The organism is Sphingobium sp. SA916 (genome assembly GCF_002894065.1).
Taxonomy (GTDB): domain Bacteria; phylum Pseudomonadota; class Alphaproteobacteria; order Sphingomonadales; family Sphingomonadaceae; genus Sphingobium; species Sphingobium fuliginis.
In genome coordinates this window covers 47,345-64,076 of the sequence record NZ_LXYF01000034.1, presented here as the reverse complement: position 1 = coordinate 64,076, position 16,732 = coordinate 47,345, and the positions used below count along the sequence as shown (strand labels likewise).

15 protein-coding genes are annotated in these 16,732 nt (G+C 66.8%); 11 read left to right on the top strand and 4 right to left on the bottom strand.

From position 1 onward, the window contains the following. Positions 1–9 precede the first annotated feature (9 nt). The 5 genes from A8G00_RS10330 (at position 10) to A8G00_RS10310 (ending at position 5,918) form a co-directional block, all read left to right on the top strand. Entirely contained in the window at positions 10–804 is a 795-nt protein-coding gene (locus tag A8G00_RS10330; protein WP_044661494.1) for an AcvB/VirJ family lysyl-phosphatidylglycerol hydrolase, read from the top strand. Positions 805–847: 43 nt separating this feature from the next. After that, entirely contained in the window at positions 848–1,279 is a 432-nt protein-coding gene (locus A8G00_RS10325) for a DUF2147 domain-containing protein (RefSeq protein ID WP_044661495.1), read from the top strand. Then, positions 1,276–2,691 carry a virulence factor family protein gene (locus tag A8G00_RS10320; protein WP_052628197.1) on the top strand — a complete coding sequence of 472 codons (1,416 nt, stop codon included), beginning with the start codon at positions 1,276–1,278 and terminating at the stop codon, positions 2,689–2,691. Before A8G00_RS10325 ends, A8G00_RS10320 begins: the two co-directional genes overlap by 4 nt. Beyond that, positions 2,688–5,348 (top strand): bifunctional lysylphosphatidylglycerol flippase/synthetase MprF, encoded by a 2,661-nt coding sequence (gene mprF, locus A8G00_RS10315; RefSeq protein ID WP_238320056.1) that lies wholly within the window; start codon positions 2,688–2,690, stop codon positions 5,346–5,348. Before A8G00_RS10320 ends, mprF begins: the two co-directional genes overlap by 4 nt. Positions 5,349–5,540: 192 nt before the next feature. After that, on the top strand, positions 5,541–5,918 hold the full coding sequence (locus tag A8G00_RS10310) for a MerC domain-containing protein (RefSeq protein ID WP_025549324.1): 378 nt from the start codon (positions 5,541–5,543) through the stop codon (positions 5,916–5,918). Between the two features lie 72 nt (positions 5,919–5,990). Here the strand turns inward: A8G00_RS10310 and glpX are convergent, their stop codons facing one another. Then, the gene (gene glpX, locus A8G00_RS10305) at positions 5,991–6,974 is read right to left on the bottom strand and encodes a class II fructose-bisphosphatase (protein ID WP_025549323.1); all 984 of its coding nucleotides are present in this window, start codon (positions 6,972–6,974) and stop codon (positions 5,991–5,993) included. 141 nt (positions 6,975–7,115) lie between these two features. Here glpX and A8G00_RS10300 point away from each other — a divergent pair, with 141 nt between their 5' ends. Beyond that, positions 7,116–7,427, top strand: a complete 312-nt coding sequence (locus A8G00_RS10300; RefSeq protein ID WP_103000590.1) for a hypothetical protein — start codon at positions 7,116–7,118, stop codon at positions 7,425–7,427. 181 nt (positions 7,428–7,608) lie between these two features. Here the strand turns inward: A8G00_RS10300 and A8G00_RS10295 are convergent, their stop codons facing one another. Further along, the gene (locus A8G00_RS10295; RefSeq protein WP_044661497.1) at positions 7,609–8,913 is read right to left on the bottom strand and encodes a homoserine dehydrogenase; all 1,305 of its coding nucleotides are present in this window, start codon (positions 8,911–8,913) and stop codon (positions 7,609–7,611) included. Positions 8,914–9,026: 113 nt separating this feature from the next. Continuing rightward, the gene (locus A8G00_RS10290) at positions 9,027–9,887 is read right to left on the bottom strand and encodes a hypothetical protein (RefSeq protein ID WP_084694372.1); all 861 of its coding nucleotides are present in this window, start codon (positions 9,885–9,887) and stop codon (positions 9,027–9,029) included. A 267-nt stretch (positions 9,888–10,154) separates the two neighbouring features. Here A8G00_RS10290 and A8G00_RS10285 point away from each other — a divergent pair, with 267 nt between their 5' ends. The 5 genes from A8G00_RS10285 (at position 10,155) to A8G00_RS10265 (ending at position 13,400) form a co-directional block, all read left to right on the top strand. Beyond that, positions 10,155–10,814 (top strand): energy transducer TonB, encoded by a 660-nt coding sequence (locus tag A8G00_RS10285; RefSeq protein WP_025549319.1) that lies wholly within the window; start codon positions 10,155–10,157, stop codon positions 10,812–10,814. Positions 10,815–10,899: 85 nt separating this feature from the next. Beyond that, positions 10,900–11,658, top strand: coding sequence for a MotA/TolQ/ExbB proton channel family protein (locus A8G00_RS10280; protein ID WP_025549317.1), 759 nt, complete (start codon positions 10,900–10,902; stop codon positions 11,656–11,658). Between the two features lie 114 nt (positions 11,659–11,772). Then, positions 11,773–12,261 carry a biopolymer transporter ExbD gene (locus A8G00_RS10275; protein WP_025549316.1) on the top strand — a complete coding sequence of 163 codons (489 nt, stop codon included), beginning with the start codon at positions 11,773–11,775 and terminating at the stop codon, positions 12,259–12,261. Positions 12,262–12,340: 79 nt separating this feature from the next. Next, complete coding sequence (locus A8G00_RS10270) at positions 12,341–12,763, top strand: biopolymer transporter ExbD (RefSeq protein WP_025549315.1); 423 nt, start codon at positions 12,341–12,343, stop codon at positions 12,761–12,763. 319 nt (positions 12,764–13,082) lie between these two features. After that, positions 13,083–13,400 (top strand): PilZ domain-containing protein, encoded by a 318-nt coding sequence (locus A8G00_RS10265; protein WP_025549314.1) that lies wholly within the window; start codon positions 13,083–13,085, stop codon positions 13,398–13,400. Positions 13,401–13,876: 476 nt separating this feature from the next. Here the strand turns inward: A8G00_RS10265 and A8G00_RS25120 are convergent, their stop codons facing one another. Beyond that, positions 13,877–16,564 (bottom strand): TonB-dependent receptor, encoded by a 2,688-nt coding sequence (locus A8G00_RS25120; protein WP_103000589.1) that lies wholly within the window; start codon positions 16,562–16,564, stop codon positions 13,877–13,879. Positions 16,565–16,732: the final 168 nt, after the last annotated feature.

Genomic DNA, 16,732 nt, shown 5'->3' with positions numbered 1-16,732 from the left:
GCGCGATGGATGCTGAAACAAGTTCAGCATGACGGAAGGAGGCGGGCTTCACGCCGACTTCGCACAACCCTGATACTAGCCTTCCTCGCGGCGCTCATCGCAGGCGCCGCCGGCTATTGCCATTATCTCGGCTATCCCAACGGGCGAATCTTCACCCCGGTCCCCGCTGCCGCACCCAGGGAAGACGGCACCGTCGCGGTCTTCTTTTCCGGCGACATGGGGTTCAACGCAGGCATGGGCCCGGTGATCGCCCACCATATGGCGCAAGGCGGCGTCCCGGTGCTGGGCGTCAATTCGCTGGCCGCCTTCGCCCGCCGCCAGTCGCCGGAGGAAAGCGGCAGACTGGTGGAGCAGGCCGCCCGCCGCGCCCTGGCTCAGCCCGGCGCGCGAAGGCTGGTGTTGGCCGGGCAATCCTTCGGCGCGAACATGCTGCTCGCCGGGCTGGAGCGCCTGCCGCCCAGCCTGCGCGCCCGCGTCGCCATGGTCGCGCTGATCGTCCCCGCCGACACCATGCTGTTCCGCGCCACGCCCGGCGGCCTGTTCGACTTTGGGGACGACGGCCCCGCCGCGCCCGCCGCCCATGCGCTCGACTGGGCGCTGGTGCTGTGCATCCATGGGATCGAGGAAAGCGGCAGCCTCTGCCCCGGCTGGCGCCAGCCCAATGTCCGCGTCGTCGGCCTGCCCGGCGGCCATTTCCTGGAGGATGATTCGGAACGGGTGGCGAAGACCCTGCTGCGCGCTTTGTCGGACGCGGGCCCGAACATTGCCAAAAATTCAGACAGCGCAGAGCCTCCCGCAATCTGAACGGGCCTAGAAGCCATGATCGTTCCGGGAAAGGATGGTTCTTATGGCGATAGGGAGGCTTTGGGCGGCGCTGGCGCTTCTGGTTGCAGCCGCCCCCGTCCTCGCGGCCAAGGTGCCCGTCGCGCAGCCCGAAGGGTTGTGGCTCAGCCCGCATGATAATGTCGCCGTGCGCACCGGGCCCTGCGGCGACCGGCTGTGCGGCTGGATCGTCTGGGCCGACCGGGAGGCGCAGGCCGACGCCCGCGACGGCGGCACCCCCCGGCTGGTCGGCACCGAATTGCTGGAGGATTATCGCGCCGAGGGTAAAGGGCAATGGCGCGGCACCGTCTTCGTCCCCGATCTGGGCCGCCGCTTCAGCTCGCAGATCAGCCAGCTTTCGCCGGGCCAGTTGCGGGTCAAGGGCTGCATATTGGGCGGCCTCATCTGCAAGTCGCAGCTCTGGACCCGGATAGACCGGTTGCCGGGGCAGTCATGATCCGGTTCCGCCGCGTCCGTCTCTGGCTGATACCCGGCCTGCTCGCGGCGGCAGCGCTGCTGCTGTCGACCTCCAACGCCAGCAATCCGGCGCGGGCAGCGGCCGATCCGGTGCCCGGCGCGACCGGTCCGGTCGCGGAAAGCCAATATAGCCTCCCGCCGCTGGGCCGGATCGCCGTTTACCGGCCCGCAGGCGCGCCGAGCGGCGTCGTGCTGGCGCTGTCCGACCGCCATGGCTGGGACGATGACAGCGCCGACACCGCGCGCCTGTTGGCGGCCCGCGGCGCGCTGGTGGCGGGCATCTCCACGCCCGCCTTCCTGCGGGCGTTGCAGGTTTCGCGCCGCTGCATCAACCCCAATTACGGCATCATCGCGCTGGCCCGCGACCTGCAGCACCGGCTGGCGCTGCCCATGTACGACAAGCCGGTCCTGATCGGCCGGGGCGAGGGGGCGGCGCTGGCCTATGCGACGCTCGCCGCCGGACCCAATGGTGCGTACAAGGCGGTGGTCTCGCGGGACTTCACGCCGCTTCTGGACGGCGGGCGGCCCTGGTGCCGGTCAGGGAGCCTGAAGGCCGCACCCGTGCATCATGGCTTGGCCTTCGCTCCCAGCCGCAAGCTCCCTTCGCCGTGGATCGTGCTGTCCGACGTCCGCCCCCGCCCGGCCCTGCAACGCTTCGTCGCCCGCACCGGCAGCGGCAGGCTGGTGACGGCCGCCAAGGGGCAGGGGGAAGTCGCGCTGCTCTCCCAGCTAAGGCCTTTCCTGGCCGCGCCGCCCGCCGACGCCGCTTTGCCCAGCGGGTTGCCGCTCAACATCGTCACCGACGCCGCCGCGCCGCGCACCGGCATGATGGCGGTCCTCTATTCGGGCGACGGTGGCTGGGTCGGGCTGGACAAGGATGTCGCGGGCCAACTCGCCCATGCGGGCATCCCGGTGGTCGGCATGGACAGCCTGTCCTATTTCTGGAGCCAGCGCACGCCCCAGGGCGCGGCCCGGGACCTGAGCGCGATCATCCGCGGCTATTCGCGCCATTGGCATCGCCCCCGCGTCCTGCTGGTGGGCTACAGCTTCGGCGCGGACGTGCTGCCCTATATCGTCGGCGGCCTGCCCGCCCCCCAGCGCACCCAGGTGCAGCGCCTGTCGCTGCTGGGCCTCAGCCCCGGCGCCGATTTCCAGTTTCACATGAGTAGCTGGCTGGACATGGATTCGACCCGTCAATATCCGACCGTTCCCGCCATAAAGCGGCTGCGCGGCCTGCCGATGCTCTGCGTGCGCGGAACGCTGGAGAATGACAGCGCCTGCCCCTCCATTCCCCAAGGGTTGGCGCAGATGGTGGTGGTGCCCGGCGGCCATCATTTCGATCGCAACGCCCCGCTGCTGGTGACTCATATGCTCAAGGGGCTGACGATATGATCCTGGTCGAGCGGATCAAGGCCTGGAAAGCGCCGCTGACGGTCGCCGTCACGCTGGCGGTGGCGGCGCTGGGGCTGGTGGCGCTGCACGGCCTGTTGGCGGAAGTGCGGCTGAAGGACATCCGCCATGCCGTGCATCTGATCGCCGGCTGGCGGCTGGCGGCGGCGCTGGCGCTGACGGCGGCGAGCTACATCGCGCTCACCTTCTACGACTATGTCGCGCTGCGGATCGTCGGGCGGCCCCTGCCGTGGCGGACGGCGGCGCTGGCGTCCTTCTGCAGCTACACGCTCAGCCATAATCTGGGCCTGTCGCTGCTGACCGGCGGGTCGGCGCGCTACCGCATCTACACCGCCGCCGGGCTGGAGGGCGGCGACATCGCCCGCATCATCGCCTCGGCGGGCCTCTCCTTCTGGGGCGGGGTGTTCGTGCTGGCGGGTGCGCTGATGCTGGTCCATCCGGCCACCATCGGCATCATGGGATGGACGATCGGCATGCCGTGGCAAAGGCTGGCGGGGGGCGCGATCCTGCTGACGGCGGCGGCGGTCCTGCTCCTCCTTGCCCGCCCCGCCCGCGCCCCGCGCCTGTTCGGCTGGCGGCTGGCCCTGCCGACCCAGGGGCAGGCGCTCGCCCAGATCGGCGTCGCCTGCATCGACCTTGCCGCCGCCAGCGCCGCGCTGTTCATCCTGGTGCCCGGCATCGCCCCGGCGCTCTATCCCACTTTGTTCCTGGCCTATGGGCTGGCGGTCATCGTCACTCTGGTCAGCCATGTGCCCGGCGGTTTGGGCATATTCGAGGCGGTGATCGTCGCCACCCTGCCCGATGTGGACAGGCCCAGCCTGCTCGCCGCGCTGATCGCCTATCGCCTGATCTATTATCTGATCCCGCTGCTGCTGGGCGTCATCGCCATCGCCCTGCATGAAGGCAATGGCTGGCGCCACCCGGTCAGCCGGGTGCTGGACGGCGCGCAGGCCGCCGCGTCCGGCATGGCGCCGGTCATGCTGTCGCTGCTGGTGGCGGTGGGCGGCGTGATCCTGCTGATCTCCGGCGCGCTGCCTGCGATCCAGCACCGCATGCGCATCGTCACCGGCTGGCTGCCGCTGACCTTCATCGAAGCGTCCCATTTCGCCGCCAGCGTCATCGGCACGCTGCTGATCCTGCTCGCTTCCGGCCTCTACCGCAGGCTGGACGCCGCCTTCTGGATGACGCGGGCGCTGCTGCTGGCGGGGGCGATCTTCTCGCTGATCAAGGGGCTGGATTATGAGGAAGCGAGCGCGCTGCTGCTGATCGCCGCGCTGCTGCAATGGACGCGGGGCGCCTTCTACCGCCGCACCAGCTTCACCGCCGAAGCGCTGACCCCCGCCTGGATCGCGACGCTGGCCGTGGCGGTCGGCCTGTCGATCTGGATCGGTTTCTTCGCCTATAAGCATGTCGATTATCAGAACGACCTGTGGTGGCATTTCGGCCCGCACGCCAACGCCGCCCGCTTCCTGCGCGCAGGCCTTGCGACCGCGGTGCTGGCGGTCAGCGCCGCCTTCTGGCGCATGTTCCGCCCCGCGACCGCGCCGCGCCTCGCCGACCGCCCGTCCATCACGGCCAGCGCGGACGCGCTGGCGCTGGCCCAACGGACCGACGCACTGCTGGCTACCACCGGCGACAAGCTGTTCCTGACCTCCGGCACCGGCCGCGCCTTCGTCATGTACCAGGTGCAGGGACATAGCTGGATCGTGATGGGCGACCCCGTGGGCGACCGATCGGAATGGCCCGACCTGCTGTGGCAGTTGCGCGAAAGGGCGGATGCAGAACAGGGCCGCCTGCTGCTCTACCAACTGAGCCTCGACGCCCTCCCGCTGGCGATCGACCTTGGCCTCGCCATCGTCAAATATGGCGAGGAAGCCCGCGTCGACCTGCATCATTTCACGCTCGACGGGCCGGACGCCAAGCCGCTGCGCTATGCCGAACGCCGCGCCATGCGCGAAGGGGCGACGTTCGAGATCGTGCCGGCGGGCCGGGTGCCCATGCTGATGGCGGAATTGAAGGCGATCTCCGACCAATGGCTCGCCGCCAAAGGCCATGGCGAAAAGGCGTTCAGCGTCGGCCGCTTCGACCCCGCCTATATCGCCGCCTGCGATTGCGCCCTCGTCCGGCAGGAGGGACGGATCGTCGCCTTCGCCAATATCTGGGCCATCGCCAATCGCCGCGAACTGTCGGTCGACCTGATGCGCCATGCGGATGAGATGCCCTATGGCACGATGGATTTCCTGTTCATCCGCCTGATGCAATGGGGCCGCGAACAGGGCTATGACTGGTTCACCCTGGGACTCGCGCCGCTGTCGGGCATAGAGGCGCGCCGTCTGTCGCCCTTCTGGGCCAAGGCGGGCGCCTTCTTCTTCCGCCATGGCGAAAGCTTCTACGGTTTCGAGGGGCTGCGCGCCTATAAGGACAAATATGCCCCGCGCTGGGAACCCCGCTTCATCGCGGGGCCAAGCGGCATATCCCTGTCCCGCGCGATGATCGACCTGCAAAAGCTGGTCGGCGGCGGACCGGGCAGCGCAGCGACAAGGACGCGGCGGCGCAGGACGCATGCACCGCCGGCGGCGGGCCTGCATGATGAGGGAGGCCAGTCATCGGGACGGCTGGCAGGGGCGGATGTGGGTTGAGATTTTCGGCTTGCCGGCTCGGAAGCGGGTGACGCAGAGGGGATGGCCGACGGTCTGAACGCCGCCCTCTCCCGAAGGAGCGCGGCGCGGCCTGATGGCGACGCTCGACCAAAAACATCTTCCGCACATATCGCAAAAATCACGTGATGATATGTTGTAACTTTGCTCGGCCTCGCTTATGTAGCACGCACCATGCCGATCAGCCTTCGCCAGCATCTGCTCAACGGCCGGATCGATCGCATCGCGATCGCTCTGTCGGGCGTGTGCGTGGCGCATTGCTTCGGTACGGCCGTGCTGCTCGGCGTGCTCGCCTCGGCCGGAGGGATTTTCGAAAGCCCGATCTTCCATGAGGCCGGCTTGGTGCTGGCGATCCTGCTGGGCGCGGTAGCGCTCGGCCATGGCGCCGTGGCGCATGGCTTCATGATGCCGGCCGCGATCGGATCGCTGGGCCTGGGAATCATGGCCGGTGCGCTCACCATGGATCATGGCTGGCAGGAAAGTGCCTATACGCTGCTGGGCGTCGCGATCCTGGCGCTTGGCCACGATCTCAATCACCGCGCCGGGCGATAGCCGCTCCAACATCGCGCATGAAAAAAAGGGGACCCGGCAAGGTCCCCTTTTTGCCTGGCCGCTGATTCCGGCTCAGATCGGTTTACGGTCCAGCCGATGTTCGCCCTTCACCCAGCGCACCGTGCCGGTGCTGGCGCGCATCACGACGCTGTCGGTGGTGAGCTTGCCGCCCGGCAGCCGCTTGACGCCGGCCAGCAACGATCCGTCGGTGACGCCGGTCGCCGCGAAGATGCAGTCGCCCTTGGCCAGTTCGTTGAGGTCATAGACCTTGTCCAGGTCGGCAATGCCCCATTTGCGGGCGCGTGCGCGCTCGTCATCGTTGCGGAACAGCAGCTTGCCCTTGAACTGCCCGCCGACGCAGCGCAGCGCCGCGCAGGCCAGAACGCCCTCCGGCGCGCCGCCCGATCCCATGTACATGTCGATATTGGTTTCGGGATTGGTGGTGGCGATCACGCCCGCCACGTCCCCATCCGGGATCAGCATGATGCCGCAGCCGATGGCGCGCAGCTCCGCGATCAGCTTCTCATGGCGCGGCCGGTCCAGCACGCAGACGATGATCTCATGCGCGTCGACGCCCTTGGCGCGGGCGACCGCCTCGACATTCTCCTTCACCGACCTGTTGAGGTCGATGACGCCGTCCGGCAGGCCCGGGCCGACCGCCAGCTTCTCCATATAGACGTCGGGCGCGTTGAGCAGGCCGCCCTCTTCGGAAATCGCCAGCACGGCCAGCGCGTTGGGACCGGCCTTGGCGGTGATGGTGGTGCCCTCCAGCGGATCGAGCGCGATGTCGATCCGCGGGCCGGTGCCGATCGCGTTGCCGACCTTCTCCCCGATATAGAGCATCGGCGCTTCGTCGCGTTCGCCTTCACCGATGACGACGGTGCCGTCCATATAGAGGTCGTTGAAGGCCAGACGCATCGCTTCGACCGCGGCGGCATCGGCGGCCTTCTCATCGCCGCGGCCGATCAGCTTCGACGCGGCGATCGCGGCCGCTTCGGTCACGCGCACCATCTCCAGCACCAGCACACGATCGAGTATCGAGCTTGCCTGCACCATGTCGTTTCCTCTTCAGCCGCTATTTTGGAGAGCGCGATAGGATGTCGCTCGAACATTGTCGAGGGTGCGCTTTTCGCGAGGGGGATGCAACGGAAGCGCGTTTGTGGCGTTCGCAGCAGGACAAGACCAAGGGCCGCTCCGATGATCCTTCTGCTGATTGCCGCCAGCCTCGCCGCGCAGCCCGATGGTGCGCCGCGCCGGATCGCCAGGGTTCAGCCAGCGCCATGCCAGGCCGTGCCGGCGCTGTGCCTGACCGATACGGTCGCGCAGGAACCGCGTCTGGGACGAAGCGCGGCTTCAGCGGGCGACGGGAAGATGAGCGCCTACCGCTTCGATGCGCGGCCATGCCGGATCGTGGGCATTATGGGCTGCCCCAAGCGCGCCAATCGGCAGATATTCCGGCTGGGCGAACCCATCGGCCAGACGCTGGCCCGCAGTTTCGGGCTGGATTGAGCGTGCGGAACGGAAAGGGGCGTTCGAAGCCATGCTCCTCCCGCCTGTGGAAGGGATAGGGGGGCGCAAGCGGCGAGCTTACAAGCTGGCTGTTGAAAACCGCCGCCGATGTCGCGCCAGCCACCCCTCTGTCGAAGGTCCTGGATGGGTCAATCCCAGCGCCATGCCTTACACCTGCATCTCAATCCAGGATATGCATCACCATCGGCGTTTGCAGCAGGCTGTCCGACCCCGCCAGCCGGTCCAGCGTCTCCCTTACGCAGCGTTCCTCGCCTGCATGGGTGACGATCGCCACCAGCACGCCGTCCGTCTGGCTGGCGCCGCGCTGGATCATGCTCTCGATGGACACGCCGGCGTCGCGGGTCGCCGCCGCGATCTCCGCCAGCACGCCGGGCCGATCCTGCACCTTGAAGCGCAGATAGGCGCGACCCACGCGCTTGCCCGCATCGGCCGGCTTCTGCTGGGCCAGGGCGGCCACGGGCATGGCGAGCGCGTCGCCATATTCGTCGCGCGCCACGTCGATCAGGTCGGCGACCACCGCCGATGCGGTCGGCCCGTCGCCCGCGCCGCGTCCCTGGAAGAAAAGGCGGCCGACGAAATTGCCCTCCGCCACCACGGCGTTCAGCGACCCGTCGACATGGGCCAGCGGATGGTCGAGCGGCACCAGCATCGGGTGGACGCGCTGGAACAGGCCGTCGGGGCCATTTTCCGCCATGCCGACCAGCCGGATGCGATAGCCGAGCGCTGCCGCCTCCGCGATGTCCGCGGCGATGACATGGCGGATGCCGGTGGTCGCGACCGCATCGAAATCCAGTTCCGTGCCAAAGGCGAGGCTGGCGAGGATGGTCAGCTTGTGCGCGGCGTCGACACCGTCGATGTCGAAGCTGGGATCGGCCTCGGCATAGCCCAGTTCCTGCGCTTCCTTCAGCACCTCGTCGAAGCCGCGCCCTTCTTTCTCCATCGTGGTCAGGATGTAGTTGCAGGTGCCGTTGAGGATGCCGTAGACACGCGCAATCTCGTTCGCGGCCGCGCCTTCGCGCATGCCCTTGATGACCGGGATGCCGCCCGCGACCGCTGCTTCATATTTGAGGGCGACGCCCGCCTTCTCCGCCAGCCCGGCAAGGTCGAGGCCATGATGGGCCAGCATCGCCTTGTTCGCGGTGACGAAGGGCTTGCCGACGCTCAGGCACTGGCGGGCGAGGGTGAGGGCAGGGCCGTCCGCCCCGCCGATCAGTTCCACCACCACGTCGATGTCGGCGCGGGTCGCCAGCGTGGTCATGTCGTCTACCCATTCATAGGGGGAGAGGTCGACGCCGCGATCCTTGTTGCGGTCGCGCGCGGAGATGGCGACGATCTGGATCGGGCAACCGGCGCGGCGGGCGATCAGGTCGGCATTGGTCTGGAGCAGCCGAATGACCCCGCCGCCCACCGTGCCGAGGCCGACCAGCGCGACGCGCAGCGGGGCATGGCGGTGCAGATTGGTCATGGCTTCCGTTCATCCTTCCTGATCACGAGACGCCGCGCTGATAGCGGCCTCTGCGCTTCTGTCCAAGGAAAAGGAGCCGACCGCGGAACCGGAAGGCTGCCGCCATCGCGCAATCAGCGCGCCGTCCTTGTCCGCCCGCAGGGGCCCAGGGCGTCCAGGACCATCTGATAATCCGCACGGGCCAGCTCGGCGTCCTGGGGCGAGAGCGCCCGCACGGACCGGGCCGGCAGCGCGTTGGGCAGGCCGCAGGCCAGGCGGTACCAGAGCAGGCTGCCCGGCGCCGGGGGCCGGGCAGCCTCATCCACGATCTCGCCCAGCGCCACGGCCCAGCGCGGTTGTTGCCCGGGCCGGCGCAGGATGGACAGCGAGACGGGGTCGCCATTTTCCGTGCGGAGGAAAATCTGCGTCTCCCCTTCGCCGGCGATCGTGCCCGCGACATGGAAGGCATCGCCCAGTCCGATGATGCGGGGCGGCGCATCGACGGCGACCAGTTCGGACAGGATCGCCTTCACCCGCTCGGTCTCCGCAGGGGATGCGACGATCTGCGCATCGCGTGCGACGAGCTGGATTTCGCCGGGGCGCCCGCCGGGACGCGCGAACAGGATGACCTGCGCTTTCTTCAGCTTGGGCATCTTGCCCCGCGCATCGAGCGGCGCGTCGTAGAGGTAACGGACGGTGGGGCTGATTCCCCCCTCGCCGCGAATCAGATTGGCGACATTCGCCTCCACATAGACCCTTTGATACCCTGCCGGGACGGTGCCGGCCTGCGCGGGTTTCAATTTGATGATGTTGCCAATCCGCGCCTGTGCCACCAGCGGCGCGGCGTCCGCGAGGTCCGCGATGTCCGCATAGGAGAGTCCGGCCACGCGTTCCGATGGTTGCGTTACCATCCGGCCCGAACCCGTCTGAGCCACGGAAATCTGCGATTGTACGGCGGAAATGAGGCAGAGCAGGGCGAGCTTCCGCAGGGGCATGGTGGATTTCTTTTTCATCTTCGTCCTAATGATGGCAGTCCGTGACATGTTTGTCACATGCAAGTCTTTCCGGTGTGTAATGGCGGTCGCAAATGATCATATCGATAAAGCGTTTGCGTGCCACGATGCGCCGCGATAGGAGTTCGCACGGTAGCAAATGGACGGATAGGGGCCAAGATGACCGGGGTAGCCCGGCCAGCTCGGGCCGTTTTTGGCTTATTTGCCGATAATCAACTGGTAAGCTGAGTTAAGGAGTGTCGTTGCCGAATGGCCTATGCTGACCACTCGCAAGGATCGAGTCGCACGATCTCGATCATTATCGTCGCCCTGATTCACGCTGTTCTGGGTTATGCCTTCGTCACCGGTCTTGGCATGAAATATGTCAAAAAGGCGGCGGAACAGCTGAACGTGATCGACGTCAAGGAGGAACCGCCGCCACCGGACGAGGAGCCGCCGCCGCCGCCGCCAGACCAGCCGGTCGAACCGCCGCCGGTCGTCGCACCGCCGCCGATCGTTCAGACCCCGGCCCCCGCACCGCCGATCCAGACGGTCCGGACTCCGCCGCCGGTCTTCAACCCGGTTCCGGTTGCCGCTCCGCCGCCGCCGCCGGCTCCCCCGCCGCCGGAGGTGCCCGCATCCCGTGCGTCGCCGCGCAGCAGCCCGGGCAGCTGGCTCAGCGATGCCGACTATCCGAGCCGCGCGCAGCGTGAAGAACGCTCGGGTACGGCCGGGTTCCGGCTGGAAATCGGCCCGGACGGCCGCGTGACCAACTGCACCATCACCTCTTCGACCGGCCATGCCGACCTCGACGAGGCGACGTGCCGCCTGCTTCCGAAGCGTGCGAGGTTCAAGCCCGCGACGGCAGCCGGAGGTGGTCCGATGTCGGACACGTACAATGGCCGGATCACCTGGCGTCTGCCGGAATGATTTTGAAAAGGGCGGGCGAGCGCCTCCGGATGACTGGACGCCGCCTACCCTTGTTTATTGATCCTTTGAGAGGGAAGTCTTGAACATGTTGATGTATCTCGCAGCAGCTGCCGCGCCCAAGGCGGAGAACCCGTATGGCCTGATGGAGGCCCTTGAGCAGGGCGGCACCATCGCCTGGACCGTCTTCATCATCCTTTGCGGTATGTCGATCGGCACCTTCTACATTCTGTTCACCAAGCTGATCGAACAGCAGAAGGTGATCAACCAGGGCAAGAAGGTTCGTGCGACCTTCTGGCGCGCCGCCACCCTGAAGGAAGGCACCGCCAAGCTGGAAAAGAACTCGGCCTACAAGCAGATCGTCGACGACGGCATCAAGGCCCAGGAAGAACACACCAAGCTGACCGACCCGGTCGAAGCCCATGACTGGCTGCACGGCTCGCTCGCCCGTTCGGAAGCCTCGATCAATTCGAAGCTCGGCGGCGGCCTGGCGTTCCTCGCCACCGTCGGTTCGACCTCGCCGTTCATCGGTCTGTTCGGTACGGTTATCGGTATCTACCGCGCGCTCATCAAGATCGGTGCTGCCGGTCAGGCCTCGATCGACGCCGTTGCCGGCCCGGTCGGTGAAGCTCTGATCATGACCGCCCTGGGTCTGGCCGTGGCCGTTCCCGCGGTGCTGGCCTACAACTTCCTGCAGCGCCGCAACAAGTCGATCGCGGAACAGCTCAACGGCTTCACCGTCGACCTGCTGGCTCACCTGGTGTCGAACGGCGCCGTGAAGCCGACGATCGCCGCTGCCCCGGCCGCTCCGGCCGCCAAGCCGGCCGCTGCGCCGACCAAGGCCTGATAGGCTGAGATGCCGGCAAGGGGGCCGGCGGCGGCTGCGACGCCCGGTCCCCCTTATCGGACGTGGGTCCCGGAATGCCGGGGCGCCATCGACAAGCATGTTAGGAAATAATCAATGGCAATGAGTGTTGGCTCTGACGGCGGTGAAGACAAGCCGATGTCCGACATCAACACGACGCCGCTCGTCGACGTCATGCTGGTGTTGCTCATCATCTTCCTCATCGCGGTCCCGGTCGTCGTCCAGACGGTTCAGCTGCAGCTCCCCAAGGTCGCGTTCGAGCCGACGACGACGAAACCGGAAAACGTCTCCCTGTCGATCACGCAGGGCTCCGACGGTAGCTGTGCGGTCTACTGGAACCTGACCCGCGTCTCCTCCGACGAGCTGCTCGACCGTGCGGTCGCGAAGCTGGAGGCGGACATCAAGAAGGCGGGCGGCGTTGAGAATCTGACGCCCGAGGATCTGCCCGAAGTGCATATCCGCGGCGACATCAACGTTCCCTATCGGTGCATCGGCGGTACCATCTACACGATGCAGCGCGCCGGTTTCCCGAAGGTCGGCTTCATATCCGAGCCCGAGCCGGGTTCGCATACGCAGCGGCTTTAAGTTACAGCCCTTTGTGCCGCATTTTCAGACCTGGTGGCCGGTCCACGTCCATCGATGAAAATGCTCTAGGAGTATCGCCATGGCAATGAGTGCCGGAAGAGACGATGGCGAACCGATGGTGGAAATGAACACGACGCCGTTGATCGACGTCATGCTCGTTCTCCTCATCATGTTCATCATCACCATCCCGATCCAGACCCACGCGGTCAAGATCGACCTGCCGCAGAACGCGCCGCCGACCGACAGCGTCATCGACCCTGTCAAGAACAAGGTGGCGATCGATCCCAGCGGCGTCATCACCTGGAACGGTTCGGCCATCGACCTGCTGACCCTGCGTCAGTATCTGCAGCAGTCGCTGCGGTTGCCGGTCGAACCCGAATTGCAGTTCCAGCCCAATGCCGCCACCCGCTACGTCGTCGTCGACGAAGTGCTGGCGGAGATCAAGCGCGCTGGCGTGACGAAGCTGGGCTTCGTCGGCAACGAACAGTACGGCAATTTCTAAGGCCGTCGGAACCGGAGCCGGCACAACGCCGGAACCGGTTCGGTAGGATTTGCGCATCGAAAGGGGCGCAGGACGGGCGTTCGCTGGATCATCGGACGTCCGTGCGCCCCCAGGGCACGAATACGCCGCCGCCGTCTGGCCGGGAATGTTCGACTTCCCGTTTCCGGGCGCGGGCTGGGGTGACGCAATCGGGCGCGTGATGCGCGGACCTGCATGGGGGCTGCTTCGGCGGCCCCTTATTTTTGCCCGGCCGGGTTCGGCTTAATGCTTTCTTCACCGCGACGGGCGATGATGCGGCCGGTCAAATCGGCATGGGATCATGGGCGCCAAAGTTCAGACAAACCCGTATCACGGCAATAATCGTCTGGCGGATCGCCGCACGGCTGTGATCGGCGTTCGGGTCCGACGCCCGGGCGAGACCTGGTTCAAGAGCCACATCACCGATGTCTCCGAAGTCGGTTTCCGCTTGAAAAGCTTCATGAAACTGGCGGCGGACGATGATCTGTGGATCATGCTGCCGGGCTTCGAAGGCCGCCGGGCGCGTGTGTTGTGGAGCCGGTCGCATGAATCGGGCTGCGTCTTCGAACGCCCGCTGCATCCGGCGATTCTCGATCACATCATCCGGATCAGCCAGTAAACCGGCGGCGATTCGCTTGCTGGCGCGCTTAGTTCAAAGGCCGCCATCACGCCGATGATTGGCGGCGAAGGGGACGCCGACCCATCGTCTCCTCCACGGCTGCGGTCCCCGCTGACGGTGCCGCTGGCCCGCTCCGGACCATCCCATCCGCGTCTCCATCCGCGTCGTCCTCGACCGGCGCGATGAACTTCGCTGCCGTCCATGCGATCTTCGCCTTATTTTGGCAGCGGCCACAGCCTTGCCGATGCCGGGCGGTGATGGGCGCGGCATCGCATCGGACTGGAGAGCATGATGACGCGACAAGCCTTCATGTCCACGGCCTCCGCCCTCCCGTCCATGGCGGCTTCGAGTGTATTGGCGGCGCTCCGACGCAGACGGGTGGGGCTATATCCTGCTCGTCATGAACGGTGCTTCGACCGCCTGTTCTGTGCCTGCCGAAGCGTCATTCCGATCCATCGCGCATCGCCATCAATCCGTCAGAAGAACAGCTTGCGGAAGCTGATCGTCACCGCGCGCCCCAGCGGGTCCAGATAACCCGGCTGGTACCGGACCGGCGTGGTCCCGTTCGCATCGGTCACGCTGCGCCGCTGGTTGAAGAGATTGTCGATGCCGATCGATATGCGCGCCCCGCGCAGGAACGGATGGTTCTTCACCAGCGAAGGCATCTGCCCCAGATTGGCGAACAGGCGCAGGTCGACCGTCGCCAGGCTGCCGAAGTCCAGCCGCGACGCGCCGCCCGCCGTGCCGTTCAGGGCGCCGTCGACATGGGTGCCGCTTTCCCAATCCACGCTCAACCGCGCGCCGAGGCCGTTATTGGTATAGCCCATCCGCGCATTCAGCTCATGCCGCGGCTGGCCGCCCGACGATCCCGTGGCATCGCCGTTCAGCAGGTCCAGTTCCGGCACGCCGGGCGCGATCAGGATGCTCTCCGTGAAATGCCAGCTGTGATAGAGGCTGAAGCTGAGCCGGCCGCCGCCCCCGCCGCCACGGCCGCCGCCGAAACCTCCCGGCCCGCCAAAGCCGCCGCCGGGACCGCGCGGACCTCCGCCAAAGCCTCCGTCCGGTCCGCCCCGACTGCCTTCGCCGCGTGGCCGCTCGCCGCCATCCTGTCCTTGAGGGGGCTGTCCGCCCTGGCCGCCGCCCGGCCCGCGATTGCCGAACAGGCTGCGCAGGTCCTGCAACTCCTTGGGCCGCTCCTCAGGCCTGGCGCCGGCGGCACGCCAGGCTTCCACCACCTTCTGGATGTGCGATTTCAGCGGAATGGAAAGGTCGAAACCCCAGCGGAGCTGCTCGCTCCGCGATCGCAGATAATTGATCGGCCGCGCATCGACCTGCACCAGATTGCCGTCTTCGTCCCGCAGGAAGCGCTGGGGGAAGGCGTCCTCAATGGCGGGGCTCGGCGTCGGGAAGGCCGAGATCGGGTTGCTCGTCCGGCTGTTGGTGTAGGTCGCCGTCAGCGTAAGGTTGGGTTTGTCGAACGGCTTGATATTGGCGCTGAGGCGGAACTGGTCGCGCACGCTCTCCTTGAGGGCGGCATTGCCTCCGCTCAGTTGCGTCACGAAGACGGTCTGTCCGGTCGCATAGTCGAACACCGACACATTGGGCGTGGACACCAGCGGATCGGTGATCTGCGTGCCCGTGGGCGCGGCGCGATCCTGGTTGGCCGACATCAGCAACTGCACGGCGGGCACCGGCCGCCAGCGCATGCCGTACCCCAGGGTCGAAAGCGTGCCGAAGTCGGAATAATGCTGCGCCGCCGCGTTCACATTGACGCCGATGTCTCCCACCGCGCCCAGCACGCCCTTCGACCGGCTGGTGATCGGCAGGTCGACGCTGATCTGCCCGCTGCCGATTTCCCGGCTGTAGCTGTTGTCGCGCTCCTCGCCCGAACGGATCGGCCAGCTAACGAAGCCATTGGCCGATCCGCCCACGCGCACCGCGGTCGTCACCGCGCCGGCCGGCAGGTCGAACAGCGGACCCGACAGCAGCAGGTCGCCCTGCACCGCCTTCGATTCCGCCTCCGCCCGGTCGATCACCCGCGTCGACAGCAGGTCGGACGAAAAGCCGCCGAACGGGTCCGCGCCTGCATCGATCGCGCTCTGGATCGCTCCGGTCGCAAACCCCCGGTCGGTCGAAGTCCGGGTGTTCGAATAATCGCCATTGCCGGTGAACGACCATTGCCAGCCGCCGCCCAGCAGGCCGTTCAGCGTCACGCCGACATGGCCGGTCGTGCCCTTGATCTGCTGTCCCAACTCGCCCGCCTGGCGCAGATAGCGATAGAAGCTCGTCGGCGTGGCGAAGGGCGAGAAGGGGTTGCCGGCGGGCAGGTCGAACGCGGCTGCCTGGAACCCTTGCAGGCTGTCATTGTCGGACAGTTCCAGCCGCCCGTTGACGGTCACGGACACCTTGCCCAGCGCGCGGGCCAGCGTCGCATTGGCGGCGAAGCTCTCCGTCGCCGGGCTGAGCGTGCGATGATGGGCCAGTTCGCCGCCGGTCATGCCATTCCCGCCCACCAGAAAGGCGTCGATGCCCGATTGCCGGTTGGCCTGCTCACCCTGCACGGTCGGCACCACGCCGCGCTCGCTCTCCAGCAGGGATGCGGCGGTCTTGTACTGCAGGTTGAGGGTGAAGCGATTATCGCCCCGGATGCGCAGCAGCCCGCCTTCCGCCGAGCCATTCTCCCGCCCGCCCTGCGTCGTTGTGCCCGCGCGCAGGTCCACCGTTTCGGCGCGGAACCGCTGGCGCAGCACGATGTTCACCACCTTCTGCGTCGGCGCATAGCCATAGCTGAGCGCCACCTGTTCGGGCAGGATGTCGACCCGCGCCACCGCTTCGGACGGGATGTCCTGAATTTCCGAAAAGCTGGAGATCCGCTTGCCGTTCAGCAGGATCACCGGCGTCCCATTGGTCTGAGGCGACAGTTCGGAGATCATTTCGGATATGGACGTGACGCCCAGGGCGCGGACATCGGCGGGGGAAAGCTGCTGCTCCGGCTTGACATTGCCGACCACCGCGCCGCGTTCAGGCTGGCCGGTGACGACGATCTCATCGGCATCATCCATCTGCCCGGCCGGGCCCCTCGGCTCCTCGGTCTGCGCCATCAGCGCGCCCGGCGCCGCACTCATCATCAACGGAAACAGAAGACAGGCAAAGGAACGGCGCACTGTTTACCCCTTAGGATCAAACCCTGAATGCCCTCCCTCTAGGGGGAAGTTGTCGCAAGACTCTGGCAATGCCCATAAAGATTTGTCGCAAAATGTAATCCGGCATCGTGCCGCCCGGGCCGGGCCGCATCGCAAAAGGCCTTGGCGGGACTGCGACCTGCCATGCCG